Annotated in this window: 14 protein-coding genes; 2 read left to right on the forward strand and 12 right to left on the reverse strand. The window is 43.1% G+C overall.

Annotation, left to right across the window (positions count from 1 at the left end):
- Window positions 1–202 precede the first annotated feature (202 nt).
- From ACFGVS_RS05820 to ACFGVS_RS05865, 10 genes are all read right to left on the reverse strand, one after another.
- Window positions 203–3,046, reverse strand: coding sequence for a M16 family metallopeptidase (locus ACFGVS_RS05820; protein ID WP_439697832.1), 2,844 nt, complete (start codon window positions 3,044–3,046; stop codon window positions 203–205).
- A gap of 92 nt (window positions 3,047–3,138) precedes the next feature.
- The gene (locus ACFGVS_RS05825) at window positions 3,139–4,353 is read right to left on the reverse strand and encodes a dienelactone hydrolase family protein (RefSeq protein WP_439697833.1); all 1,215 of its coding nucleotides are present in this window, start codon (window positions 4,351–4,353) and stop codon (window positions 3,139–3,141) included.
- Between the two features lies 1 nt (window position 4,354).
- Window positions 4,355–5,680: a MutS-related protein gene (locus ACFGVS_RS05830; protein ID WP_439697834.1), complete on the reverse strand. Its 1,326-nt coding sequence runs from the start codon at window positions 5,678–5,680 to the stop codon at window positions 4,355–4,357.
- Window positions 5,677–7,029 (reverse strand): MutS-related protein, encoded by a 1,353-nt coding sequence (locus tag ACFGVS_RS05835; RefSeq protein WP_439697835.1) that lies wholly within the window; start codon window positions 7,027–7,029, stop codon window positions 5,677–5,679. The genes ACFGVS_RS05830 and ACFGVS_RS05835 overlap by 4 nt, the downstream gene beginning before the upstream one ends.
- A 2-nt stretch (window positions 7,030–7,031) precedes the next feature.
- Window positions 7,032–9,332: a Gldg family protein gene (locus ACFGVS_RS05840; RefSeq protein WP_439697836.1), complete on the reverse strand. Its 2,301-nt coding sequence runs from the start codon at window positions 9,330–9,332 to the stop codon at window positions 7,032–7,034.
- Window positions 9,332–10,270 (reverse strand): ABC transporter ATP-binding protein, encoded by a 939-nt coding sequence (locus ACFGVS_RS05845; protein WP_439697837.1) that lies wholly within the window; start codon window positions 10,268–10,270, stop codon window positions 9,332–9,334. Before ACFGVS_RS05845 ends, ACFGVS_RS05840 begins: the two co-directional genes overlap by 1 nt.
- A gap of 81 nt (window positions 10,271–10,351) precedes the next feature.
- Window positions 10,352–11,722: a RagB/SusD family nutrient uptake outer membrane protein gene (locus tag ACFGVS_RS05850; RefSeq protein ID WP_439697838.1), complete on the reverse strand. Its 1,371-nt coding sequence runs from the start codon at window positions 11,720–11,722 to the stop codon at window positions 10,352–10,354.
- An 18-nt stretch (window positions 11,723–11,740) separates the two neighbouring features.
- Entirely contained in the window at window positions 11,741–15,262 is a 3,522-nt protein-coding gene (locus tag ACFGVS_RS05855) for a SusC/RagA family TonB-linked outer membrane protein (protein WP_439697839.1), read from the reverse strand.
- A gap of 205 nt (window positions 15,263–15,467) precedes the next feature.
- Window positions 15,468–16,679, reverse strand: a complete 1,212-nt coding sequence (locus tag ACFGVS_RS05860) for a FecR family protein (RefSeq protein WP_439697840.1) — start codon at window positions 16,677–16,679, stop codon at window positions 15,468–15,470.
- Between the two features lie 81 nt (window positions 16,680–16,760).
- Entirely contained in the window at window positions 16,761–17,351 is a 591-nt protein-coding gene (locus ACFGVS_RS05865) for an RNA polymerase sigma factor (RefSeq protein WP_439697841.1), read from the reverse strand.
- Between the two features lie 715 nt (window positions 17,352–18,066).
- Between ACFGVS_RS05865 and ACFGVS_RS05870 the strand changes: the two genes are divergently transcribed.
- Window positions 18,067–18,885, forward strand: coding sequence for an SDR family NAD(P)-dependent oxidoreductase (locus tag ACFGVS_RS05870; protein WP_274213674.1), 819 nt, complete (start codon window positions 18,067–18,069; stop codon window positions 18,883–18,885).
- Window positions 18,886–18,942: 57 nt separating this feature from the next.
- Window positions 18,943–19,836 carry a helix-turn-helix domain-containing protein gene (locus ACFGVS_RS05875; protein ID WP_439697842.1) on the forward strand — a complete coding sequence of 298 codons (894 nt, stop codon included), beginning with the start codon at window positions 18,943–18,945 and terminating at the stop codon, window positions 19,834–19,836.
- Between the two features lie 169 nt (window positions 19,837–20,005).
- Here ACFGVS_RS05875 and ACFGVS_RS05880 read toward each other — a convergent pair whose 3' ends face one another.
- The gene (locus tag ACFGVS_RS05880; RefSeq protein WP_439697843.1) at window positions 20,006–21,526 is read right to left on the reverse strand and encodes a family 43 glycosylhydrolase; all 1,521 of its coding nucleotides are present in this window, start codon (window positions 21,524–21,526) and stop codon (window positions 20,006–20,008) included.
- 239 nt (window positions 21,527–21,765) lie between these two features.
- Window positions 21,766–23,982 (reverse strand): hypothetical protein, encoded by a 2,217-nt coding sequence (locus ACFGVS_RS05885; RefSeq protein WP_439697844.1) that lies wholly within the window; start codon window positions 23,980–23,982, stop codon window positions 21,766–21,768.
- Window positions 23,983–24,251 lie beyond the last annotated feature (269 nt).

Raw genomic sequence — 24,251 nt, forward strand, 5'->3', positions numbered from 1 at the left:
GATCCTGATGCAAAGGCTTATAGCCCCAGGTACGCAAAGAGTACAATAATGGCTGCACACATCCAGCATCAGGTCCAAACTTGGTATTTGCAGCTATTAGCAGCGGCTTGTCTTTATTGCTCAAAAAAGACACTTAATTTAACTGATCTCATTTAACGATATGAGGAAACGATAAAGAACGACGAGCGGATTATTTTGATGCTTATTGAATCTTGCTGCTTTCGGGCAGCAGGATGAACTTGATAAAATTCTCACCATTTAAGTACTTAACGGCAAGATCTTTAACATCCGTTGGTTTTACGGCGTTTATTAATCCTGTGTAAATGCGGGCATCCTCCAGGTGCTCTTCATTTTGTATCTGGCCGGATATATAGCCAAGCCACCATTCATTGGTTTTCACTTCAGTTTCCTGCGATCGCAGGACTTCGGCACGCCATTTATTGACGTTCACTGGTTCCGGCTCGGATTTTATCAGTTTCGCTACCTCATCAAGTGTAGAGGCAATTAATTTGTCCACATTTGACGGTGCACAGCCGAAATTCACAATCAGGGAGAAGCGTTCCTGTGGTAATTTGGTAACATTTACAGATGCGCTCGGTGTATATACGCCGCTTTCTTCTTCCCGTAATCGTTCCAGCAAACGTATGGTAAGCACTTCCTTAAGGGCGTCCATGGTATACAGGTTCGACTGGCTGTATTTGAATTTGCCGGACCAGACCAATAACACGGTTGCTTTATCTTCCGTGCCTTTGAAAACCTTCTTTTCGTAGTTTCCTTCCGGAATATTGATGTCTAAATCCTTAGCAGGCATTACAGAGTCCAATGCAGGTAAACCGCCGATATATTTTAACAGCAAAGGTTGTATGGCCTTTACATCAAAATTGCCGACAAAAGTAAATGTACTGCCGGAGGCATTTCCAAAGCGCTCCTTATATATATCGAAAGCCCTATCCAGGCTTATCTGATCTATTTTTGAGATACTTGGGCCGCTTCTGCGGATATTGTGGTTGCCTAATACTGCATAAACCGTATCCTGAAAAACATTCATCGGTGAATTAGCCCGGTTTTCGAGGCTTGCTTTCGACTTGGTAATCAATCCGACAAATAGGTCTTTATCCTTTCTTGGTTGTGTATAGTAGGCATACAATAGCTCCAGTGCGTTTTCTAATTCAGCGGGAACTGCAGATCCGTTAACGCCCGTCGTGCGTTCTGACATTTGCATATGTACCCCAAATTGTTTGCCCGACAAATAGTTATTCAATTGGATGGGATTATAATTACCTGCGCCGAAAGATGAAATTATACCGGCCGCGTTAGAAGCTGATTCATAATCGTTGTCGCTATACAAGGAGGATCCCCCGGGAGTAGAACCACTGAACAGAATCTGATTGTCTTTGAAATCGGTTGGTTTAAGAATGACTTTGACATGATTTGCAAAATGAATAGTGGTAACGTTTAATAAACTATCGGTAGACACGCTGACGATACGGCCGCTCTTTGGTTTACTTGTAAGTAAAGGTTGTTCATTCACAATATTTTTGTACTGCAATTGCTTTTCCTGCTCAACCTGGCCCATCCAGGTCAGCACCGTTTTTTCATCAGGCAGAATGGCTTTATCCTTATCCGGAGCCATTATTAATATATCCCTATCGTATGTTTTAATTTGCGCCCGGGTCAGATTATTTAGGTCGCTTAAATTTATTCCCGGTAAAGATTTTTTGAGCAGCGTATATTCAAATTGTATACCCGGGGATGCAGTTCCTTTTAAGAAATATTGAAGGTATTCATTAACGTAACTATCTGAGTTTGTCTTTTTACTTTCCTTGACGCCGGCTTCCATTTTACTCAGGTAATTTTGCTTAGCCCGGTCCAGCTCTGTTTGCGTAAAACCTAATTTTTTTACCCGGTCGGTTTCCCTCCAAATAGCTTTAAGCCCTTTTTCCAATTGACCCGGGTTCGCATTTACAAAAACCGAAAACTGGTCGATCCCTCCTAAAAGCTCACCTATCCCCATGCCACCGCTTATAAATGGCGGATTAGCCTGGCGCTGTAACTCAGTAATACGCTCATTCATCATAAAGTTAAAGAGTTCCCTGATTACGGATTGGCGAAAGTCACCCGCCGTTTTCAGCGCAATGCCCGGATGTTTAATGATGATCTGCAACACTGTCGATGTCATTTCTTTATCAGTTACCGTCAAAAACTGATTTTTACCGGTAAGTGGAATGCTATATCGGACTCTTGTTCTTTCGATTTTTGGGTTTTTCAGGTCGTTGAACTTTTTCAGGATGCTCTTTTCCATCTCGTTCACGTCAATATCGCCTACTACAATCAGCGCCTGTAGATCGGGCCGATACCAGTCCCTGTAAAATGACCTGATGGTTTCGGGCTTAAACCCTGTAAGTACCGAGTCTGTCCCGATCGGCATGCGGGTTGCGTACCGGGAATGATTAAGCATAACCGGCCAATATTGACGCTGCATCCTGTCCTGGGCTCCTTTACCCAAACGTTTCTCTTCCAAAACCACTCCCCTTTCTTTATTGATCTCGTCCGGATCAAGCGTGGCCTCCTGTGCCCAATCCCGCATAATCTGTATACCTTGAGTCAGGATCTCCGGGTCATCAGATGGCAGGGGCAGCTGGTACACTGTTTCGTCAAATGATGTATAAGCATTCAGATCGGCACCAAAACGTACACCTGTTTTTTGAAGATAGTTAACAAGATCACTTTTTGGAAAATGCTTGGTGCCATTAAAGTTCATATGTTCGAGAAAATGCGCCAGGCCTTGCTGTTCATTGCGCTCAAGAACAGACCCGGCTTTGTTGGCCAAATAGAATACTACCCTATTCTTGGGTTCTTCGTTATGACGGATGTAATAAGTAAAGCCATTGGCCAGTTTCCCCATACGAACTGCAGGATCTAAGGGAAGTTCGGCAACCATATTGGTTTTTCGAAACTTTCGTATTGTTTGGGCCATCGTATTTTGGCTTACGATACAAGCTAACAAAACCATGGTGGCCGCTCCGGTCAAAAATATTTTTTTCATTAAATTTTTCTTTTCGTTTGATTTAACATTTATCGATTTGCAGGCTGATGACTCGCCACGACTCGGCGATCCGTTCATCGTTGTAAATGGACTCAGGCATTTTTCACAGTCACTTGATCTCCCGTTAAAACCAGTTTCACGGAAAAGATCATTTGACCATCTTGATATTCTTGAATCGTCCGCTTGATGGTCTTTAAATTTCGCCTGACCTTGCCCCGGAATAGGGTACGCCCATTTTGTAAAACAGTAATCTTTTGATCAAGATCCATCATTTTATCATTAAGATTAATATTCAATACTTTAAAGGTGTTCTTTGTTACTTTTATCTGATTTCCTTTTATGCTTAGTTCGGCTGCCGCGCCTTCGCGAAGTGTTTCGACAGGCGCAGACAACCAGTAAAAGCGATGCTGAAGCCGGTTATCTTGTACCCAGGATACTTTTTGGGGAAGCGGGTTTCTGGTAAAAGAGGCCATCCAGGGGATCGCAATTGTATCCCGCCGGTCCATCCAGTGCGCCTTATCTGGATATAAATGAAAATCGTGGATAAATCCCTTAGGGTCGAGCCGCTGCAGGCTGTCTAATCTTTGGTTAAAAGCGATGGCCAGGGTATTGCGGCTATAAGCGGTATCTTTGCCTCCCATGTATATCGCAAAGGGCAGGTTTCGAAGATTAAGGGCATTGGCGTCTCCGGGGTGGCCGGCCATCATGGAAGCAGCAGCAAAACGGTCGGCCATACGCGGGGCCAGTTGAAATACCCCGTCACCGCCCGCAGAGTAGCCCAGGATGTAGACTTTATTTGGATTGACATCTTCCATGATGACAGCGTAGCGGATTAATGAATCCAGCAAATTATCGATATGATCTTCGTGCCATAAATTCCAGGTATTAGTAGGTGCTCTTGGCACAATGCAAAACCCTTCTTTTATCGGATATAGCGTCCGCTGGTTTTCCCACTGTTGATCGTTGACCTTCGGAGGAGCATTTCCGCCCCCATGAAGCGAGATATAAAGGCTACGCCCGTCGGCAGGCTTCTCGCCGAATGCCCGATATGCAATAGCCATGTTATATTTTCCTAAATGGATAACTCCTTCAGACCAGACCTTCTCTGCTGCCGGACGTAACTTGTTTTTTTCTATCGTCCATTCTTTTCCTGCAAGCTTTTCTGCTTCCACACGGCTTAACCCTTTTTGAGCAAAGGAAGGGGTAGCTAAAATGAACAGGATACAAACCAGCGGAACCAGCTTTACCCAATGAGAAAAGAAAAGCCTTTTTCCTGGAGGAAAAGTTTCAGTTATATAGTTTTTCATGTTATTTTTCAGTTAATAAGGCCAGTATTCCTTCATTTTCAATAATGAGCATACCCTGCCGGTCAGTGGTTATGCCCGTTTCCAGCTTATAAGTATATTTTGGTACGTTACCGTGCATAACCGTTGGTAAAAAAGCGAACTGTACATTTTCGGAGGTTTTCTGCAAGGCTTCGCCTACCTCGATAATATGTGTAGAGATGATAAAAAAGGACTGGTGATATTGCGCAAAAGCTGCTGTAACGGCCAGCGTAGCGTCATACGCATCCTTTACATTGGTGCCTTTAAACAATTCGTCAAATAAGACGATGAAGCTATTTCCGGTAGCTACCTCCTCCGCCGCCTTTTTTACGCGCAATACTTCTGCATAAAAATGACTATACCCCATATTCAGGTTGTCGGAGACATTGATGGAGGAATAAATACCATCGCGAACTGAAAACTGCATGTATTTCGCAGCAACGGGAAAACCCATATGGGCCAGGTAAACTGCAATGCCAAACGCTTTCATGATTGTAGATTTACCAGCCATATTGGCTCCGGTCAGAAATAGCATGTTACTGCCTTCGTCAAAGTTTATAGGATTGGCAATCCCATTAATTAACGCCGGATGCCATACTTCGCTGATCTTGACCAGATGCTTTGCTTTAGGCACCGCTTCCGCGTAGGTAAATCCACGATCTCTGCCAACTGCGCTTACGGCGATGTAAACATCCAACTTGTAAATATTTTCCAGCAGGGTTTCCATCTCTGCCTGCAGCGTTTTTTTGATCAGATAATCATAAGCCGCCAGCTGAAAAATGGAAAGTTTTTCCGAATTTATTTGTTCCAATAAATTCCTGAGGCGGGGATGGGCAAGGATATCTAAGAGTATGCTTTTTTCATGGTCAAAGGGCGTCGTTTCACTATCATTTAACAAGTCCAGAAACCTGCGCAAATCATTCAACATTTTAATCGTTACCAAAAGGCCGTTTTGTAATTTCTCATAGCGTTCATCCTTTAGGAGATAGTTTTGAACCCTCGTGGAAACAACATGCAATAAGGCGCCCGGATAATTGCTGCTTGTGCCTATGCGGAAATAATTTTCTACTTCCTGGAAATCTTGCTTGCTAAACGGGAATAACAATTTTTTCTGTCCGAAGTAGTTAAATAAACCGCATCGTTTATTGATCGCTTGCGGATCAGTAAGTGGCTGTTGAAACATTTGCTGCAGCAGCCGCTCTCCGCCACTGGTTTGCACTTTATTGAATAGATTAAAAACAGAACCTGGCGTGTATTTACCCAGTAAGTTCAGATCTTCTTGAGTTTGTTTGTCGATTTTAAAGCTCATAATCCTCGATTAGACATCCGCTCCAGGCCGGATTTTAAGATTTCCAGGATACCTTCATTTTTAACAATCACCATCCCATGGCGATCTGCGGTTAACCCCTGTTTTAACGAATAGGTATATACCGGTTGGTTCCCATCCATAAGTGTCGGCAAATACACAAAGTTGATATTGCCGCATTTTTTTTTAAGCACTTCTCCTGCCTCGATGATATGTGTGGAAATCACAAATTGACTATTCCGCTTAGCTGCGAAGGCCTCTGTAAAAGCAATAGTTGCTTCGCAGGCATCCTTAACATTCGTGCCCCTGAACATTTCATCGAACAGTACAAACAAGTTCTTCCCCTGCTTAAGCTCTAATGCTATTTTTTTAATCCTTAAAACTTCAACATAAAAGTGACTGGCACCCATACCCAGGTTATCTGGCAAATTGATGGTCGTAAACATACCGTCCAGAACGGAAAATTGCATCTGTTTTGCTGCAACCGGGAAACCCATATGCGCCATATAAAGCGCAATACTCAGCGACTTCATAAAGGTTGATTTGCCCGCCATGTTTGCTCCGGTCAGAAAAATAACGTTACTGTCCGCCGTAATACTGATGGAATTGGGCACTGCCTTTTCCAGTTGGGGATGGTAAACGCCTTCAAGTCTTACTTCATTCCGATCTTCGGGCATAGCTTTGGGGAAAACAAATCCCTGATCTGCAGCGACTTTTGCAACAGTGATATACACGTCCAATTTATAGATATAGGTCAGTAATTTGATGACCATGTCACGGAAGCGAAACCTGAAAAACTCATCAAATTCTGCGAATTCCGCAGCCGAAAGTTTTTTTCCTGACTTTGTTGCTAACCCATGTGAAAATGCAGGATTATTCAGGAGACTCAAGATCTCAGTCCCCTCCGAGCTGTAAGAATTCAACGCGTGCGGTTCTAAGCCGGTCAGAAACTGAGTTAGATTCTTCATGAGCACTAATAAGACCGTAACCCCATTATGCATGGAAGAGGTATCGCCGTCCGGCATAACAATGTTGCTAAGCTTTCTGACAACCGAATCGTCCTGTGCTGAAAGCTTGGTCCGATGATCAACATTCCGCAAATAGGATTCCACCGTATCAAACTGATGGGCAGGAAAGGGAAATTGCAATCCTGCTTTAGCGAAATATTGAATAGTTTCACTTCTCTCAGTAATTTGGGCATAATTGGAAAGCGGGGAGCGGAACATCTCTTCCAGGATCGCCGCTCCGCCACGCGTAGTGGTTCTATTGAAAATCTGATAAATGGAATCGGCCCCCTGTTTGCCGAAAATATTCAGGTCATTAATTGTTTGCTGATCGGTTAAAAATGACATCGTTATTTTCTCTTTCTCCTGATTAATATTATACTCCCAATGGCCAGTAAGATGCCCGGAAGCACCCAGATCAGCACAACTCTTAAATTTTTAACCTGGTCTTTTGTAACCAGTACCAAGGTATCCTTTGCCATGGGCCGGAAACTGCTGATAGGAAACTGCCCATAACTCAGCCAGCTAAAAACGCCCGTGTTAAAGGCAAAGTTTGCGGTCCTCATATTAAAGCGATTCAATTCAGCATTCGACATAAAATCGGCATCTCCGGAAACGATGATGCGCTGTTCTTTACCGTTTAAATTTCTTGTAATACTTGCCGCGAGCGGAAATGGCTTTTTCAGGTCGCCTTTCTCCGGCTCAAACTTGACGGTTGCAGAGTCACTTAAGAATTTGTCTTTTTTTAACCAGCTTTTTCTGGCATCGGTTATCAGCAGTGGTTTAATATCGTATGTTGTTGAGCCTTCGATAGAAAGTGCCGCCGCTGTCGGCATGGAGACAACTATGCTATCATGATGTACTTGCTTTAGCGGCGGGAAAAGGTTTCCTGCCATGCTGGTCAGGAAGGGTGCGGCCAGGTCGGGCTGCAGATCCTTACTTTGTTGTACGATAGCCCCATTCATCAGTTGCACACCAAATTGTTTCAGCAAAGGATTCAAAACAGCTTGCTTTCCGGGTTCGCCGGAGATTAACAGGTTACCACCGGCATCTATATATTTTTGTAGCTTAGCTGTTGTCGAGGGACTAAGTAAGATCTTTGGATCTGCCAATACGAGGGCGGAAATACCGGAAGGAATAACACCGGCATCCAATGAAATGGTGTCCACGTCAAAGCCCTGATTTAACAGCGAATTTCTGAAACTCTTCAAGTTTGTCAACGCACGATAATCGCGATCTCCGATCTTAATGATATTACGTTCCAGGTTACCCGAGGCAAACAGGATTTTGGGTATTTTAGCTTGCAGAAGCCTTTTTAATGCAGCCGATACCTCCGTTTCAGAAGGCCAGTGCTCGTTATCAGGAAACACGCGCAAAAATGTTTTTCGTCCCTTATATTTCAGTTGCATGATGTAATAATTGGGCTCCTGTGAAAGGTCTATCATTTTTCTGATCTCTTCGGGCCGCTTAAACTGATCGAGGCTCATGTCACCGTTTTTGGCTGCCTTTTCGGCAATCTGCGCTAAGGATTTTCCGGGATTTCTTCTCCTAATTTCGCCACCCAGACCCAGCGTATCATAATACATTACACTTTTTAGGATGATGTTGTGTTTAAAACGAACGTAAGGCGCCCATGAGTTGATGTTTTTCTGGTAGGATTCGGGATTTCCGTCTTCCATAAAACCGCCAAACAAATTAGCATAGCCGGTTACTTCCAGCGGCTCGTCACCAAGTTCCATGATGATCTTTTGAGTCTCCGGGCTAATGGTGTTGGTTTTATTTCCCGTGACATCGAAATACACAATGAGTTGGGGTATCGCACTGACGCAACCGATAGCCAGCGTACAAATGAAAATAAAGCCATAACGGGTAACTTTTACCAGCGGAGATGTTGATTCCATGCCAGACTTCAACTTATAGATCGTTAGTCCCAGAAAAAGAAACACAATAGCCAGGAAGTACACGATACCATTACTGGTGATCAGCCCGGCAAGCATCCAGTCAGTACGACCAGCCACGGAAAGGAAGTAAGTTACATCTCTTAAAAATGGTACCCCACGCCACAAACCTGATATATTATACAGGATACCGAAGGTTACAAATGTGCAGACAGCTGCTACAATCTGATAAGTAGTCAGGGACGACATAAACAACCCGATAGCAGAATAAGCGCAAAGTAGCAGGAACAAGCCGAGCAGGCTGCTTAAAAGTAAACCGGTATCAGGTGATTGTACGGTAAAATAGCTTAACGTGATGAAAAAAGCTACAATGGTAACCAGTAAAACGCTCAGTGCTACCATCGCTCCAAACTTTCCCAATACAATTTCGCGTACACGAATGGGTGATGAATAGAGCAGCTTGATTGTACCACTGCTGGTTTCGCGGCTGATAAGGCCCATGGTAAGTAAAGGAAGATAGAGATACAAGTTTCCCATTACAGTCGAAAACACTCCGTTTGATCCAGAAAATATCCCTGCAATTATGCTGAAAGTATTCTTAAAGCCGCCTTCCTGGATTTCGGCAGAGGATTCCAGCATTTTTGAATACACGATTCCACATTGAACCAAAAAGATGATAATGAGAAACCAGGCTATCGGAGAATAAAAAAGTAATTTTAACTCTGTCTTTGCAATTCTGAAAATAGTTTTCATTAAGATGTTTTATTGGACTGGTGTTGTGATAGTTGTTTAAATATTTCCTCGACTGAGTTCTTCTCGAGCGTGATCTCCTGAAGCCGCCAGCCTTTATTAACGCTTTCGTTTACTATGGTCTCGGCGATTCCTGAGTCGCCGCTAAAGAACAGCCGAACGAGCTTCCCGGTAAGCAGATCTGCCTTCATGACGCCTTGAATGGCTTCAAGTTCCATGATCGCTGGCATATTGTTCAGGTGAACGAGCATGCTATGCGGTGCTATGTAATTATTAAATGCATCCATGCTATCTTCAAAAACAATTCTACCGTTCTCGATCATCATGATATCCCTGCATAGCAGTTGTACTTCAGAAAGGATATGAGAAGAAAATATAACAACCCTGTCCCTGGCTATCTCTTTGATCAACGCCCTTACTTCGATGATCTGGTTTGGATCCAGCCCATTCGTTGGTTCATCCAGAACAAGTACTTTGGGCCGGTGTACAATTGCTTGTGCTATCCCCACGCGTTGCCTGTATCCACCGGAGAGGTTTTTTATTAGCCGGTTGCTAAAGTGCGTAATCCCGCAACGCTCCTTGGCTGCTTTTACTGCGTCTTTTCGCTCGTTACCCGACATATGTCTTAATCCTGCGCAATACAAAAGGTACTCGTCGACAGTAAGGTCCATATATAACGGTGGGTTTTGGGGTAAGAACCCTATATCCTTTTTTGCCCGCATTGGATCATCCCTGAAATTTACACCATCGATGTAAACGTTGCCTTCGGTCTGGTTCAGGGATCCGCAAAGGATGTTCATGGTTGTCGACTTTCCCGCGCCGTTCGAACCTAAAAGCCCAACAATCCCGTAGCTGGTGATCTCCATGTTAATGTCACGTATAGCCCAGTTGGCGCTATATTTATGTGACAGATTTTCTATTTTAACGATACTTTTCTGCATTACAGACTTTTTTTAGGCAATTCAATTCCGTATTGATGAACCCGGCGAGGGTGTATCAATACGGAAAATGAGTAGATGGATTTATTTTGGATTCTGTATTAGTTCCGGATTCTGGTTTACAATGATTGAAGAAAAAGGGAAAACATACCCGTTACTGTTAGGTGCCAGCGTGTAAGTAACATTCTTAAAGGTACGTGTGACTGTTTTGGCCAGTGAAGGCTCTTTATTTAAGCGTTTCTGGTCAAACCAGCGCAGGCCTGTTCCGAAAAACTCCCTCCGGCGCTCATCAATGACCATTTGCAAAGCCTGTTGGTCACTCGTGGCGGTTAGCGCTACATAATCGTCTGGAGTAAACCTAAATTTACGCAGGTCATTCAACATTTTTATCGCTTCATTACGTTGTCCTGCCCTTGCCAGGCATTCCGCCCGGATCAGCCACGTTTCATTTACCGTTAAGCCAACACATGCCGGATCGGAACCGCCTCCGGCCCAAAAACCTCTGCCGTTAAAACTTGGATAAAACTGGTCACCAAACCTGGTAAACAGCACATACCTCAGATCTTTGGTCCCTAATAAATTCAGCAAGTCATCACTTAACTGTAATGCCGAATAGGTAGTTCTGGGTATTTTACGCAAAAGGATTTGCTTATTTTCCAAAAGAGTAGGAAATGGAGCGTTCAAAGGACCGGCTGATAGGTTGTAATCATAAAGCTGTCCTGAAAGCGCCAGCGATTGTTCTGCGGCCTGGCGTGCTGCCTCAAAATTCCGCATGTTTAAATGTACTTTGGCCAGTAAGGCATAAGCTGCCGCCCTGCTCGGCCTTACAGCATTTTCTTTGGTAACCGATATCAGGGGGATAGCAATTTCCAGGTCTTTAAGCACCTGCGCATAAACTTGGGCAACTGTTGCTCTCGGTAGAGGGACGAATAACTTTGCTTCAAGTAAAAGCGGCACGCCAAGGTCAGATCCGGCCGTCCCTGCATCATACTGCTTAGCATAGGAGTTTACAAGGGTAAAATAAGTAAAGGCCCGCTGTACAAGTGCCTCAGCATAAATTTCATTCCGTTCCGCCAGCGAACCACCTTTACTATTCAAAACGCCCGATATTACAGTGTTGTAGGTGTACATCGCTTTATACATTCCATTCCAGTCAAAATCGTCAACTTTTTCAAGATAAAAGGGCTTGTCCCAGGTATACATCGCGAGGTTCGAATTGTCTGTTGAGATTTGATCCTGAATATTAGGATCTTTTAGATCAATGTCATCACAACCCAAAATGGCCGAATTCCCTGAGCCAATTTCAGCACTTGTTTGGCCATTGATTAGTAGGCGGTAATCTTGTGTATAGACCAAAACTCTTTGCCCCTGAACCGGAACATTTTCTACGTACTTACGGCAAGATACCAAGGCAAACGTTAGTATGGCTATTAAAAATATTTTTACAATATTCATGATTTTGTCTTTGTGAGGTTATAAACTCAGGTTAACTTGGAAAGAATAAGTCCGGACAGGAGCCAATTGATAAGTACTACTTTCACTATAAAGGTAGTCGGGATCTATTTTCTCTTTATTCGCAGCCCAGATCATGCCCAGGTTGCGGCAAACAGCCGATAAGCTTAAAGCTTTAATTCCGAACTTGGCTACAACCTGCTGAGGTACCGAATACGCCAGGCGTACTTGTTGCAACTTAACATTGCTCCGGCTTCTTACGAGCAAATCTGAATTGGTATACCTATCCACACTGGTGCCATAATAGTAACCGAGGTTATAATCAGCATTAATTCCGGGAACTGTTGTGGTCAACTCATCACCGGGATTTCTCCAGCGTTTTGCCAGATCTCCTGCACTGCTTACAAAATCAGTAAGTGTATTGATGGATGGTTTCCGAAAAACCCCACCAAGCTGATACTGGAACTGTAAACCCAGATCAAAGTGCTTATAAGTGACATTTGTAAAATAGGCGCCAAACCAGGGAGAAGCAGTTCTGCCGGAATACGCTTTAATGTCATAATATGGATAGTCGGCAGTCGTATAAATTTTACCGGGGTCTTTGGGATCTTCAATAAGTGTTTCACCCTTGGCATCCAAACCCTTAAACTTGTAGGAGAACAGGAAATCAGTTGGATAACCGTCGTGAATAATTTGCCCTTGTGTGACATCTTCATTGCCGATAGGCAACTTAAAGCGCTCGTCATGAACAACGTTGGTATTGTATGACAAGTTGATGGTATTGTTCCAGGTTACTGTTTTAGACCTTACCAGGGCGAAAGAAAGCCCCAGATCTATACCGTTTCCTTCTAATCTTGCTGCGTTGAATAAAGTTTCGCTAAATCCGTAGGTTGCATTGATCGGTAAGGTGTAGAATATGTCTGTGGTGTGTTTCTTGTAGTAATCTAATGTGCCGGAAATGCGGCCATTGAATAATGAAAATTCAAGGCCATAATTCAACATTCTTGTTTTCTCCCACGCCAGGTTATCCCTTGCCGGACGGCTTATGGTTGCATAGGGAAGTCCCGAATAAAAGTCGGTGCCCGATAAATCTATAACGGTTACCGGCGCGTAGCCTTGTGGCGCATTCCCGGTAAAACCATAGGTAAAGCGGCCGGATAAGGTACTTAACCATTCGACATCTTTCAAAAAGCTTTCTTGTTTTAGATTCCAGCTGAGGCCGCCAGACCAAAGCGGAATGGCTCTTTTTCTGCGCTCAACGCCTAAAAGGTTAAGATCGTCAAAACGTGCGCTCCCTGAAATGGTGTATTTTTTATCGTAAGTGTAGGCGGCGTTTGCGTAGTAGGAAAGCGCCCTTGTGGTTTTCTCCACTACCGGCCCGGTTGTACTGCCTATATTGGGGCGCTGGCCATAGATATCCGTGTACCGAACTGTTGGGTTTACACTACTAAATGAATTAATCTCTTTATTGTAGCCATAACGGTTCTCACCACTGGTTTTACTAAAAACCTCACGGATTTCATTGCCCAGAACCGCATTCAGTTCATGCTTATCGTTCCAGTTCTTATTCACGTTCAGCTGCCCCCTGACATTGTAACTTCTGACCAATGAATTGTTAAGAGCCAATTTCCCACCCATCGGAATGCCATAAACCAATTTCCCGGCGGTGTTAACACTCGTTGCCCTATTGATCATGATTCTGGATGCATAGCTGTCGGGTTCCTGATAATTTTCCCGCTCATTGAAATTCCTGCCCAGGTTGCCGGAAACCGATAAACTCAACCACGGTGTAATCTTACCATTTACGTCTATAATAATACCGAGATTATTTCCGGTATTCACGGTGTTGTTGTACTTCAACTCGTCAATTGGAGAATATCGAAATGGAAGGTATCCCTGTTTCTCAAATTCCCTGGCCCGTTCGGGAACCATAAAAACATCATAATATTTGGTACTGCCATCAGGATTTGTGAGCATGTCATACGGACGCAGGCCTCCGGTTGACATGCTCATGGCCTGTGCCGACGTAGGATTAGTTTTATCTGTGGTGTTGGCATAATTCAAAGATGTATTGATGGTTATGCGATTTTTAAAGAGCCCCGAACTTGTACCAATGTTGAAGGAATATCCTTTGTTCCGGTTGCTTTTGTACACCCGGTCGTCCGTATAGTAGTAGCCGGACATGTAATAAGAGCTATTTACACCTCCGCCTGACAGCGACAGGTTATATTGTTGCGTAACGGGCCTTTGCAATAAATACTTGGAAATCTGGCCCCTGTTATCATTTTGCCCGAGTGCCGCGAGCTCCGAATTCATTTGGGCTTCGTTGATTTCTCCACGCTTGTTCTTGAATATGATGGCTTGAGCCTGACTATTATTGGCCGGAAGATAACTTGATGGCACGGGGTCAGTTAACAGATTAGCGTTAATCATATCTTTTTCCAGGTTTATATAATCGGGAACTGAAAGTCTCGGCCCATACTCCGTGCCTGGTTTTGCACTTGTACTGTAAGTTGTCGAGAAGTTAAGGGTGGGGGCAGCATTTTGCTTTCCCTTTTTTGTGGTGACTACAATGACCCCGTTGGCAGCCTGAATTCCCCATATGGATGCTGCAGCAGCATCCTTAAGAAAGGTGATCTGTTGAATGTCATCCGGATTGAGAAAGTCTAACGCCCCTCGCGCAATGGAAATCTGTGAAGGAAATCCGTCAATAACGAGCAAAGGTTCCACGCTCACCTGCGTGTACTGGCCAACTATCGTCGAAATACCGCGGATGTTAATGGTTCCGTTACGGCTTTGGCCGGCTGTTGTTTTCGTGGAGACATTAACACCCGGTACCATTCCCTGAATACGTTCAAGCACACTGATCGTCGGAAATTGGGCAAGTTCTTTAGCGGTTATAACTCCAAACGACCCTGTCGCCCGTTCTTTGTTTAAGTTTTGGTAACCTGTATTTACAATGGTGACCGTTGATAACTGTGCCGCTAAGGGCTTTAAAGCAATAACAACGCTCGTTTTCGATTTGAGTACCGTGGTATCCGGTTTATAGCCGATATATCTGGTAATGATCGTCTCTTTCCCGGAAACATAAAGCAATTTGAATGTACCATTGGCATCGGTAATATATAACTTTCCTGCACCTTGAACTGATACACTTGCTCCTGGCATGGGCTCTCCGCGTTCATTAACGACTAAGCCATTTACATCTATGTTAGTAAAAACTGCGCTGATTCTGTCTAATAATGATGGTTCTTTCCGGGACACTACTACTATTTTATCCTGAATTTCGTAGACTAACGGCTGATCTTTGAATAATATTTCCAGAACATCTTTTAGCTCCATATCAACCACCCGGATGTTCACGGGCCTTGCTGCCTTAAGGATATCTCCGTCTGCCACAAAATCTACCCCGGTCTGCACTTTAATATTGGCAAACAGCTTGACTAAAGGTGTATTTTTTTCTGACAAGGAAATTTTCTGTGCAAATCCGGCAGCGGCAACTTGCATCAGCGATGCAAACAAAAACAAGCAGGTTAATCGCATGATGAGGAAAATTTTATGGCATACAAGATTTTGTATACCCTGTTTTGTGGTATATTTTCTATACATTTATCTGAGTTTAGTTTAATGCGGCAGACCTCAACTTTCCAGGGCGAAGGTTCGCTGCAAATAGTTTTTAATTAATTTAGAGCTAAACGAAACTTAAACCAGGTTCCGGTTTCCGGAGTCTGGTTTTTTTGATAGGTAACTATTTACTGACGTATACTTTCCTCCCTTCGATTTTAAAGTGAACTAATTTTGTTGATTCTAAAGCTTTCAGTATTTGGCTTATATTCTTAGACCGGGAAATATTGCCGAAAAATGCACCCGTTGGAGATGGTCCTTCGTAAAACACTTCAATGTTATACCAGCGGGCGATGTCCTGCATTATTTTTTCAATCTTCGCGTCGTTAAAAACAAAGTTGCCGTCTTTCCAGGCAAGCGACTCTTCCATGTCCGCATTCGAAACACTTATTGTTTCTCCTTTCAGCCGGGATTGCTGTCCTGGGTTTAAAATCACTTCATCTTTATAAACAATTTTTCCATGATCACTCCAGGCGGAGGCCTGATAGCCAACCCTGACACTGCCCTCGGCAAGTGTTGTAACAATATTTTTGTCTTGCCTGTAAGCTTTAATGTTAAAGTGTGTTCCTAAAACTGTCACTTCCTGTCCATCTGTCTCCACCAAAAATGGATGCAGCTTATCCTTTGCTACCTCAAAATATGCTTCGCCGTGAAGTTCAACCCGCCTATCTTTTAACGATGAAAAAGAAACAGGGTATTTTAGGGATGAGGCTGCATTTAACCACACGCTGGAACCATCGGGTAATTTCACCTGGTAGGTTTCTCCAATTGCTGTGGATAGCAAATTATGCTGTCCCGGTTTAGCCGCACTGTTTTCTTTGATTTCGTAAACGATCTTTCCATCCGAGGTTTTAGATATTGTCACCCCGGATTCGCTGGCCAGTTCGCCGGAAGGTATAGCAGAGAGCAGAATTTTCCTCCCATTAGCCAGCGTTAACGTGGCAGCGCTTCTGCCTGGAGCAATATCCTGATTTGACGAAACAACTTGTGATTGGTTGCCTGTGGATAAGATTTGGTCTTTGAATAAAATTGCAATAGCCAACAACCCTGCAATTGCAGCCACCCCGGCAATGCGGGGCCATAGTTTCCTAATCTTACGATGGGTTTGAGGCTGGCTCGTTATCTGCTGAAATATTTGCCCGGCACGAAATTCGGAGAGTTTGGGTTGCTTAATTTCGGATGACTGATATTCTCTTTCAATGAGTTCAAACAGGTGCTGCTCGGCCCCCCCACTGGCTAAGAAGGTGTTCAATTCTGTTAACTCTTCAACGGATGCCGTTTTGGACTGAAATTTCTGATATAATAAAAGGAGCCTGTTGTCTTCTGTATTCGGCATGGTTAATATATGGGGAATAATTGTCCCTTTCCTATATTAATCCATGAAAAGTCGATAAGGGGGTATTGAAGAAGAAAAAAATTAAATAATTTTTAGAATAATTAAAATAGCGGCAATATCGGTATGCGATTTCATGTGAGATCTAAGCGAACGAAGCGCCAGTTTCATATAGCTTTTAACCGTTTCAACACTTAAATTCATGCTCTGAGCCGCTTGCTCATATTTAAGCCCATCAATGCGGCAAAGTTCATAAACCATTTTTTGTTGCGGGGGTAACAGCGCAATGCCGTCGGCGAGTATTTTTTGAGTATCCGCCAGCAAGATTCCTTCCTCTGTTTCGTTATGGCTTTCTGTCCAATCTTTTTGCAGTTCAATTTCTGTCTTAGCTTCCAGGACTCTTCGCCGCAGTATTTGAAAGCTTCGGTTACGTGTTAATGTGGTTAAATAAGCGCCCAGATTAGTTTCATCTGTAAGTTTCCCAGCACTTTGCCAAAGCTTCAACATTACTTCCTGAAGCACTTCTTCAGCTAACACTTCCGATTTCAGAAAAAAAATCGCTCTTGCATAAACCGCTCGCCGATGATAATCATAAATTATTTTGAAGGCATGCTGATCACCTTCCGCGATTTTGCGAAGTAGTTGGCTCTCATTGTTTAGCGACCGTACAAACATTTAAAGGGGCGTAATAATCTTTCCTATGTTATTTTTCAACCAACTGGAGTTATTTAATGCGGTAACAGATAAAATTCCCCTGTTAAATTTTAAGAAACGCAAAACATCAACTAACATCTTTATTATTTATGTACTTTAAAGATAACCGATACCTTTTTCGGGCGCAATTAATAGTAAACTTCCATTAATATCGAAAATTGACATTTTTAAAAGCTCTTACAGCGGAAATCCATTACACATTTATGACGTTAAGTGTAAATTTAGCAATAAGTTAAGATAAAATTAATGTTTTCAGATTTTTTGTAAAAAAAATCGCCCAACCGCAATTTCACAAGAATAATCTCAAACGCGTTGAATAAATTTTGACAGGTCCATAATAAGCAATTATGACGTATGGGATATTATAAAAGCGTTTAGATAAAATCTCTTAAGCCCCTGGACAGCGACACCTGTTGATCCTGTCAAAACCTGGCTTTCCAGCAAATTTCAGCTAAGCGAAAGTAATCTTCATCCCGGAAACAATTCTGCCCCGCTCCTATCAGACCATAGCAGACAAGGGCGTTATCAGTTATACGGAGATTTGTATAAATTGTAATTGTTTGATTCGCTTAAATACGTAAAATCGTTCTATGATTACCAACTTTTGTATCATTAAAGCCGCTCGTAATTAGCCGAGATTTGTCATTAAATTTTATATGATATTAAACAAATAACAATGGCAAAAACAATTTTTATAACCGGGGCATCCCGCGGCCTGGGCCGTATTTGGGCAGAAGCATTTTTAAAACGTGGCGATCAGGTGGTGGTTGCGGTAAGAAACCCGGATACTTTAACTGAACTTTCAAAAAAATACGCTTCAACATTGCTGGCTTTGAAGCTGGATGTAACCGACAAGGCTGCATGCTTTGAGGCTGTAGCAAAAGCCAAAGACCATTTTGGCAATATCGACGTATTGATTAATAACGCTGGTTATGGTCATTCGGGTACGATAGAAGAGTTGGAAGAACAAGAGATCCGTACACAATTTGAAACCAATGTTTATGGTTTGCTTTGGGTAACGCAAGCCGTTATCCCGATTATGCGCGAGCAAAAAGCCGGTCATATCATTCAGGTGTCAAGTGCATTAGGCCTGCTCGCTTTCCCTACTTTGGGGCTATACAGTGCTTCCAAGTTCGCTGTTGAAGGTATTAGTGAAGCCCTGGCTGCCGAAGTTAGCGGCTTCGGTATCAAGGTCAGTATACTGGAACCTAACGGTTTCATGACCGATTTTGCCACAACCTCCGGGATGCAAAGCAAACCGTTAGCTTTTTATGATGAAGTTAGGGCCGGACTTGCTGCCGGCAACCGGGCAGAAGACTGGGGCGTACCCGAAGCAACGGCTGAGGCCGTACTGAAATTGGTTGATGCGGAAAACCCTCCGTTAAGACTGATCCTGGGCAGGGTGGGTATCCATTGGATAAAACACGTTTATGATCAACGGATGAAAACCTGGGAAGAGTGGCAGGACGTTTCCGTTGCTGCCCAGGGGAATTAAGATTGTATATTAGCAGTATCTGTTTTACGGATACTGCTTTTCCTATTAAAACAAATCATGAACCATTTCGATAAAATAAGCAGTTTCAGCAATGCCATCGGCATTAAAGCGCCGGAGCATCCACTATTTAGCATTTCCTTCGGAAATAAAGACGAGTGCGCAGGTGATGACATAGAATTCTCTGCAAATTTTTACATTATTTCTTTCCAGCAGCTGGAATCGGGTAACATTACCCATGGCAGAACAAAATTTGACCATGACCGGGGCAAGTTGTTGTTCATTAAACCACGCCAGCCGGTCACATTTAAAAATATCAAGTTAAGGGATGAATGCTTTCTGATATTAATACATGAAGATTTCCTGGCGGGAACTCCGCTGCATCATCAAATTAAAAAGTATGGCTATTTTGACTATGAGACCAATGAGGCCCTTTACTTGTCGCCCAGCGAGGAAGAGATGATCTGGAACCTGGTGAATATTATGGATAAAGAATATCGGAATAATACCGATGACTTTACCAAAACTATCCTGCTTAGCCATTTGGATACCCTGCTTAAGTACGCGCACCGCTTTTACAAGCGGCAATTTACAAATCGGGCCGATATAACGGGTACCGTTGCGACAAAGTTTCATGCGCTGCTCCATTCATATTTTGAAACAAAAAAGACCCAGGAATCCGGCCTTCCTACAGTGACTTTCATGGCAGAAAGATTAAATTTTTCATCCCGCTATCTAAGCGACATGCTTAAACAAGAAACCGGAAAAACCGCCCTGGAACTTATACACCTCTATCTGATCACAGAGGCAAAGAATTTACTTAAAGAAGGAGTGATGAATATTGCAGAGATATCCTTTTTGCTTGGATTTGACAATCCTACCTACTTTTCCAGGTTATTTAAAAAAGAGGTTGGCGTACCACCTAACGTTTTCAGAGATCGGCATCTGAATTAGCGACCCTACCAGGGCTTATTATGTTGATGAACTTATATAAGCCATCTGTTGGAAAATCGATTGCCAATAGCCTCGAAATATTTGACTGTAAATAAATTTGCAGATACTTTAAAGAATTATCTGACTTAACCAGGCATTGTTATGAGATCGCCATAAATCACCATTAATGTTAATTTATTGGTTGATAAATGAAATTTTTGAATTTAACTGTGCCCTCACCTACAGCACACAATCCTATTCGTAAACTGAGGAAACCTCCCAGTACATTATGATTGTAACCGGATACCTCGACAGAATTTTCTATTTTAATCCAGTTTCGTCCGTCTATACTGTAATACATATCAACAGTACTTTTTATGTTCCTGATCTTTAGAAACACATGTTTATTTATTGCATTTTTTTCGGTTGGGAACTGCCATCCCCTCAGGTTCGCCAAAATATTTTGCTTATCCGCTAAAATTCCCGAATAATACCTGTTGTCGTAAAAAAGTGTCAGTCCACCCGTAGCATTTCCCTCTATAAATAGCTCCACCTGTGCCGTATAAGAGTGGTTTGAAGGAATAAAAGTTAAAGGAGCGCAATCAGCTACAGATTTGCCCTTGCCTTTTATTGTTAAACTGTTATCATTCAGGTGAAATCTTGTGGTGTCGTATTCTCCAAAAAATTGCCACTGGGGTTTTAAGCTATGGCCGCTGAAGTCATCGCTTAGGGTAAATGAACTTGTTAACTCGCTTTGTTTTGGTTTTAGTATTGGCGCATCAGTTTTAATGGTGCCGGGTACTTTAAACCACCCGTCCTTTGTCCATTCTACAGGCTCAAGCAAAGTTTGGCGCCCCATACCATAATAACCTTTCTCATAGGCATGAAAAACCATCCACCATTTACCATTCGGGCCTTCCACTAAACTGCCGTGACCTTTGGACCACCATTTTTCTGAATTGTCTTTTGTACGGATGATCGGATCATAAGGTGAATTTTCCCATGGGCCGAACGGTGTTTTAGAGCGTGCGGAGATTACCATGTGGCTTGTTGCAGGACCAGCTGTCCCTCCTTGCGCTACGGTCAAATAATAATAATCACCCCGTTTAGCTATTGTTGGTCCTTCCAGACAAAAGCACTCTATCGACCATTCACGCGGGATCTTCCAGCCGCTGTAAGCCGGTTTTAATTCACCGGTTATAGATAACCCATCATCTGACAACGGCAAATAGCCGCCATTGTTGAAATAAAGATAGCGTTTACCTGCCTTATCGGTAAAATGCCCGGGATCAATAAAATTTACCTTCAGTTCAACCGGCTCACTCCATGGACCATTTATAGAATCGGCGGTAACCACAAAATTGCTATTACTTGCGGGGAAGTAGATGTAATACTTGTTTTTATACTTAACTAAGTTTGGCGCCCATACCGAACCCACATATTTATTCAGCGCGTGTGTAACCGGAGCCCAGTTAACCAGATCTTTTGAATGCCAGATTAACAGGCCAGGATAATATTCAAAGGATGAATGTACAATGTAATAATCGTCACCCTCCCGCATGATGGCTGGGTCAGGGTAATCACCCGCGAAAATAGGATTGACAAAATAAGCATCGCTCTTTGTTTTGCTTTGAGTTGGCTTTTGCGCCTGCGCTAAAAAAGCCGACAAAAAAAATACTGCGGTTAAAGTGATACTTTTGATATTATTCATATTTGCTTAACTATTTCTTTATTTGCCTGTGCCAGGCTACAAACCATCATCCTCCGGGATGGGTGAAAATAAAAACACTGAACGAGCTTTCTGTCAAATCAAGAGAAATTTTTTACTTTCATAAGTATCTGTTTGATTTCTGTTATTCCCCGGTGTGCATGCTGCTCCAACTTTGCATTATAAAGTTCAAATCAACATGATTAAAGCAAGACGAATACGCCAATTTATAATAAGTAAAACTACTTCACTACTACCCTAACCCGATCCAAATTTTGAATCCGGGTAAACGAAGTGTTCGCATTCCCTTGCCGTTGTGATGCCACTCTCAATGTCGGAAAATATGTGCCCGGTTTAGAAAATCTATAAGTAGTTGTCAATTTAACACGCGACCCCGTTTTATTGACGGCAACCCATTTCGTAGAAACTGGAAAGACTCCGGAAGTAACAAAATTCCATCCATGCAAATCACTGATCTTTTTTTTAAAGTCCGGCGATAAGCCATCAAAGTTCCAAACGGCAGTTACTAACTTTCCCATACGTTCCGGCACATCGACAAATGCGGTAAAGGTAACTGTTTCGCCGATTTTAACTACAGCACGTTTGCTGCCATTCGCTTTCGCCAATACTACGGGCTGTATACCTTTTCGTTCATTTGCGGTTGGAGGAATTACTACCTGCCCATCAACAACTTTGTAATTAGTACTGGCCGCGGGAGCAATACCTTTTTCTACCCAGTCGCTCAGATCAAGGAGTGCTTGTTGTAAAACCCCGAGATAGCTAATGGTTTCTGTTGGATCATCTTCAATTGATACATCTCCGTGTAAAGCACGATCTGTGAACCATACCCTGAAATGATTGTCAAGACTATCTCCGAGGTTCGCTTTGACCTTTGTGCGATACCAATCTGCCTGCCACGGAAAAGCCTCGCGATCCCAAAGCGATTCGAGCAGGATCATTTTACCTTTAAATTTGCCGGTGGGAATGACACCGGCCGCTCCTTTTGTAAACAGCGGCCCCAGCAATAACGGACGTTGCGGATGTTTAGGTGTGCCATCGGCATTGCGAAACTGATCCCATACATAATATTCCTTTCCCGGTACCTGGTGGCGGTGATAGGTTTGTATGGCGAGGAAGTTAGAGTTATCAACCTGTACCGAATCCCCTGTTTTGAGTTTGGCAACCACTGTTGAATCAACAGGCCCCAACACTACTTTGTCATCTTCTATTTTATTTATCATCAGAACTTTTCCGGCGGCCGCTCCACTTTTTATGATCAGATCGCCGCCGAGGAAATAAACATCCTTAAGTTTATCCTGCAACTGAAATGCAACCGGCATTCCATCTTGAACGTCGCCTATATTCTTAGACGCGGCTCCAGCCGTTCCACGATCCTCCGCTGACACCGGTTTTTTAAGCCCCAAAGTAGCCGCCTGGTCACTGTTGATGAGCGCCTTGATAACACTGCGCTGCTGAATTCGCCCTTTTAGAAATAACCCTGGTGAGTCGTGTCCGAGGTAGCCGGGCAGGGTCCAAAAGTCATGTTCAAAATATTTGCTGTCAATACGAACAATAGACTGGTATAAAACTGAAAAACCCTGCGTACCCATTGTTTTGTAACCAAACCAGCTTTTTATGGGAAATCCCATTTTGGTAGCTTCCTGGAGCGCGGTTCTTTCTTCCTGATTTAACCCGGCGTACATGTCGCCGCTTCCGCCTGGTTCCAGTGCATCAATAATTTGCGGAAACTTTTCCTTTAAAACACTCATGGCAAACATCCGCGCGGTAAATACATTGGGGATAGCCTGGTCAGACCCCAACACGTAAGGAACTACTCCATCCCAAACGCCACTTGTGCTTTCAAAACCTCCAACTGTGCGATATGCGCCCCCGCTGCCGCCAAAAGCGTATCCGTAAGGCCGTTTACCACCATAGATCTGCCTGGCAATGACCCGTGAGAATTCGGCCGAAGCCGCATTTACCCGATACGCCGCCAGTGATGGGTCAGATTTGGACGGATTGCTGAAGCTGAAATTGCCGCCTTCGTTGGTCTCAACAAAATAAGCTCCATGGGTAAGGCTAAACCCTATTTTGTCTTCTTCGCCGGTTCTTCCCTGCGATCCATTCTCGCTATCCGGGAATGGTGTAATGTATTGAAAAAAGTGGCCCTGATATTTTTCCTTCTGAGGAAAATAAAAGGAAAATTTTGAACTGGTGCCCTTGAATCCACCATGAATGTACCGATGTTTTACCGGCTTATCTCGCCATTCGTCAACATCCACATAAGGTTGCTTAAACAACGTGTCGGTTGCCTTAAATTTTTGAGACAGGACGTCATTTCCCTGGGTTAAATTGTTTTGGGCATAAGAAGCGACAAAACTCAAAACAAGTAGCATAAACAGCCCTATCTTTAGTTTAATAGACTGCCCGGTATTTTGGATGGACTTCATACTTTTCATATTTATACTTATTTATGATCCTTTATAATTAGGTTATATACTGCTAATCAAATTGCGTTGACGGTGCATTTCCTCAGGATTTCATACTTGGAAAATATTGAGGTTTTACGTTTAACGCCAGGAATAATCCCGCGACTACGATAAAAATCATGTTTAGCTTTTCATTTTAATTGGTTTTGAAGATACAGAACCTTATTCTGTTTATTTGACAGAATAAAGATATAATTGTTACATGGTATGTCAAAATTTATTCTGTCTATTTAACAGAA

Source organism: Mucilaginibacter sediminis (assembly GCF_051903035.1).
Taxonomy (GTDB): Bacteria; Bacteroidota; Bacteroidia; order Sphingobacteriales; family Sphingobacteriaceae; genus Mucilaginibacter.

Excerpts from the sequence above, each read along its gene's own strand:
- ACFGVS_RS05870 (WP_274213674.1), top strand. The coding sequence starts at position 18,067 with ATGGCAAAAACAATTTTTATAACCGGGGCATCCCGCGGCCTGGGCCGT.
- ACFGVS_RS05830 (WP_439697834.1), bottom strand. The coding sequence starts at position 5,680 with ATGAGCTTTAAAATCGACAAACAAACTCAAGAAGATCTGAACTTACTG.
- ACFGVS_RS05820 (WP_439697832.1), bottom strand. The coding sequence starts at position 3,046 with ATGAAAAAAATATTTTTGACCGGAGCGGCCACCATGGTTTTGTTAGCT.
- ACFGVS_RS05880 (WP_439697843.1), bottom strand. The coding sequence starts at position 21,526 with ATGAATAATATCAAAAGTATCACTTTAACCGCAGTATTTTTTTTGTCG.
- ACFGVS_RS05875 (WP_439697842.1), top strand. The coding sequence starts at position 18,943 with ATGAACCATTTCGATAAAATAAGCAGTTTCAGCAATGCCATCGGCATT.
- ACFGVS_RS05855 (WP_439697839.1), bottom strand. The coding sequence starts at position 15,262 with ATGCGATTAACCTGCTTGTTTTTGTTTGCATCGCTGATGCAAGTTGCC.
- ACFGVS_RS05835 (WP_439697835.1), bottom strand. The coding sequence starts at position 7,029 with ATGTCATTTTTAACCGATCAGCAAACAATTAATGACCTGAATATTTTC.
- ACFGVS_RS05825 (WP_439697833.1), bottom strand. The coding sequence starts at position 4,353 with ATGAAAAACTATATAACTGAAACTTTTCCTCCAGGAAAAAGGCTTTTC.
- ACFGVS_RS05850 (WP_439697838.1), bottom strand. The coding sequence starts at position 11,722 with ATGAATATTGTAAAAATATTTTTAATAGCCATACTAACGTTTGCCTTG.
- ACFGVS_RS05860 (WP_439697840.1), bottom strand. The coding sequence starts at position 16,679 with ATGCCGAATACAGAAGACAACAGGCTCCTTTTATTATATCAGAAATTT.
- ACFGVS_RS05840 (WP_439697836.1), bottom strand. The coding sequence starts at position 9,332 with ATGAAAACTATTTTCAGAATTGCAAAGACAGAGTTAAAATTACTTTTT.
- ACFGVS_RS05865 (WP_439697841.1), bottom strand. The coding sequence starts at position 17,351 with ATGTTTGTACGGTCGCTAAACAATGAGAGCCAACTACTTCGCAAAATC.
- ACFGVS_RS05845 (WP_439697837.1), bottom strand. The coding sequence starts at position 10,270 with ATGCAGAAAAGTATCGTTAAAATAGAAAATCTGTCACATAAATATAGC.
- ACFGVS_RS05885 (WP_439697844.1), bottom strand. The coding sequence starts at position 23,982 with ATGAAAAGTATGAAGTCCATCCAAAATACCGGGCAGTCTATTAAACTA.